General features: G+C 67.7%; 3 protein-coding genes and 1 pseudogene. 3 read left to right on the top strand and 1 reads right to left on the bottom strand.

Annotated elements, in window-relative coordinates:
• Positions 1–127 (bottom strand): helix-turn-helix domain-containing protein (locus ACWELQ_RS43640; protein ID WP_452402843.1); only part of this gene is annotated, 127 nt, incomplete at its 3' end.
• A 345-nt stretch (positions 128–472) separates the two neighbouring features.
• Between ACWELQ_RS43640 and ACWELQ_RS43635 the strand changes: the two genes are divergently transcribed.
• From ACWELQ_RS43635 to ACWELQ_RS43625, 3 genes and pseudogenes are all read left to right on the top strand, one after another.
• On the top strand, positions 473–853 hold the full coding sequence (locus ACWELQ_RS43635) for an NUDIX hydrolase (protein ID WP_452402842.1): 381 nt from the start codon (positions 473–475) through the stop codon (positions 851–853).
• A 26-nt stretch (positions 854–879) separates the two neighbouring features.
• Positions 880–2,223 carry an FAD-binding oxidoreductase gene (locus ACWELQ_RS43630; RefSeq protein WP_452402841.1) on the top strand — a complete coding sequence of 448 codons (1,344 nt, stop codon included), beginning with the start codon at positions 880–882 and terminating at the stop codon, positions 2,221–2,223.
• A 65-nt stretch (positions 2,224–2,288) separates the two neighbouring features.
• Positions 2,289–2,497, top strand: a pseudogene (locus ACWELQ_RS43625) (AraC family transcriptional regulator); the annotation flags it as partial.

The following is a 2,497-nucleotide window of genomic DNA, read 5'->3' as shown; positions in this document are numbered from 1 at the left end:
GCGTCGGCTCCTGATGCAGGTAGCCCAGATCGACGAGGGTGCGGACCAGCCGATGAATGGTGGGCAGCGGCAGCCCCGACTGGGTGGCGATGCTCGGGATGCCGATGCATGCCGCTGACCTCGTCACCGCGTGCGCTCAGCAACCCCGATAGACGACGGCCGATGCCGCCGGCCGCACCGATCTGGAACACCTTCACGAGCGTCTCCTGTCGTTGGCTGGCACCCTGTCAAGCTTCGCACCCGTCGCTGGCAGAAAGTTTCCGGGTTGGGGATCGGATCGGCGAATTTGCTTCTAATCTTGCGAATGTCTCTGCCGCCGACCGTTTCTCCGCCGGTAGCGTTGTCGGTATCGGTCGACGGTGTCCGGTGATACGGGATGTGGTGTGCAGTGTGGGATTTCGAGGTTTCGCCCAAGCAATCGATCGGCGAGACGGTGTTGGAAGAACTTCAGCGGCGAGCGACCACAGATGGCGTGGCGCTGCGCGTCGGTGTCGTGGTCGCGAACAATGACGCGGTGCTGATGCTCGAGCACGAGGAACATGCCGAGGGGCGCAGTCCGCTGCACCTACCCGGCACCGTGGTGCGGGCCGGGGAATCCCTCGCCAGCGCGGTGGTCCGCGCGGTGCGCGAGGAGACCGGGCTGGCGGTGCTCGACATCGTGCGCCACCTGGGTAGCTTCGAGTACCTCTCGGCGGCCGGAAAGCCGGTCCGCAGAGAGCATTTCGCGGTCGAGGTGGCGAGCGCGGGGCCCGTGCGGGTGACCAACTACGCCGACTACCGGTGGGTGCCGCTGGCGGGCGAGCTGCCCGTCACCCAGTCCATCCGCCGTATCCTCATGACGTACCAGGAGTAGTGCCAGTCGCACGCGCGGAGGATCACATGCTCGAGATCGACACTCGCCCAGTGGTCCTCGATCAATTCACGGTCGATGAAACCGGACGGCCAGGACACCGCCCGCGAGGCGTGGTGTACCCGGTCGACGCCGACGAGGTGGTGACCGTGGTCGAATGGGCGCGCGAGCACGCGACGCCGCTCATCGCGCGCGGCGCGGGAACCAGTCTGGAAGGGCATCTACTGGCCCGCGGTGACGAGTTGATCGTCGATCTCTCGCAGGCCGACAAGATCCTCGCCATCACCCCGGAGGACTTCACCGCCACCGTGCAGCCCGGCGTCACCCGCACGCGTTTGAATGCCGCCGCGGCCGAGTACGGGTTGCAGTTCACGGTGGATCCCGGCGCGGACGCCTCCCTCGGCGGCATGGCCGCCACCAATGCCAGCGGCACCACCACGGTGCGCTACGGCGGGATGCGCGCCAATGTGCTCGCGCTGCAGGCCGTCATGGCCGATGGCACCATCACCCGGCTGGGGCGGGCGGTGCGCAAATCCTCGAGCGGCTACGACCTCAAGGATCTGCTGATCGGTTCGGCGGGCACGCTCGGGATCATCACCGAGTTGACGGTGCGGCTGCATCCGATCCCGGAATGGATTCACTCGCTGCGCATTTCGTTCCCGACCGTCACCGACGCGGTCGACACCGCGGTCGAGGTGCTCGGGCTGGCGTTGCCGGTGAGCCGCCTCGAACTGGTGGACGCGCCGAGCATGGCGGCCATCAATGCCTTCCGCGGCACCGCCTACGCCGAATCGCCCGCCCTGTTCGTCGATATCGAATCCAGTTCGGCCGCTTCGGTCACGGCCAACGAGGCCGAGATCCAGCGCATCGCCCACGCGCACGGGGCGATCGAGGTGGCCACCGCGCGCACCCACGGGGATCGCCACGCGCTGTGGGAGGACCGCCACAACCTGTACTTCGCGGTCAAGGCGAGCAATCCCGGCCGCCGGTTCCTGATCACCGATACCGCTGTCCCCTACTCGCGCATCGCCGGGGCGGTCGACACCGCCACCCGGCTGGGCGCGGAGCTGGGCCTCAACATCACCGTCGCCGGGCACATCGGTGACGGGAACGTGCACACGATCGTCCCGTACAACGAGGATGAATACGCGGGGGCGCAAGTGTTCTCCGACCTCGTGGTGCGTCACGCCCTGGAGGTGGGCGGCACCGCCACCGGGGAGCACGGGATCGGGCTGACCAAGAAGAAGTATCTGCGCGAGGAGCACGGTTCCGGGGTGGACCTGATGATCGCCGTCAAACGCGCCCTCGACCCGCTGGGCCTGTTGAACCCCGGCAAGGTTCTCGACGTCACCGAGGACACCACCCCGTCCTGACGCCGCGAAGGATTGCGCAAGAACGGTCAAGCGATCCGGGTCCGGGGCATAGCAGACTCGTCAGCGTGACCACCGGACGTGACCGCCTGCGCGATTTCCTCGACGCCGTCCTCGACGAGGACAACGCCACCCTCGACGCGATGGCCCAGGACGTGCACTCCTCCCCGTTCCATTTCGCGCGGCAGTTCTCCCGCGACACCGGGGAGTCACCGGTCGCCATGCGGCGGCGCGTGCTGCTGGAACGGGCGGCGTGGCAGGTGAGCCGTGGGACACC

Source organism: Nocardia sp. NPDC004722, assembly GCF_053601505.1.
The sequence above is the reverse complement of the archived record's forward strand: the minus strand, read 5'-3'. Positions and strand labels throughout refer to the sequence as shown.

Coding starts and splice junctions, on each gene's coding strand:
- ACWELQ_RS43630 (WP_452402841.1), top strand. CDS start 880: ATGCTCGAGATCGACACTCGCCCAGTGGTCCTCGATCAATTCACGGTC.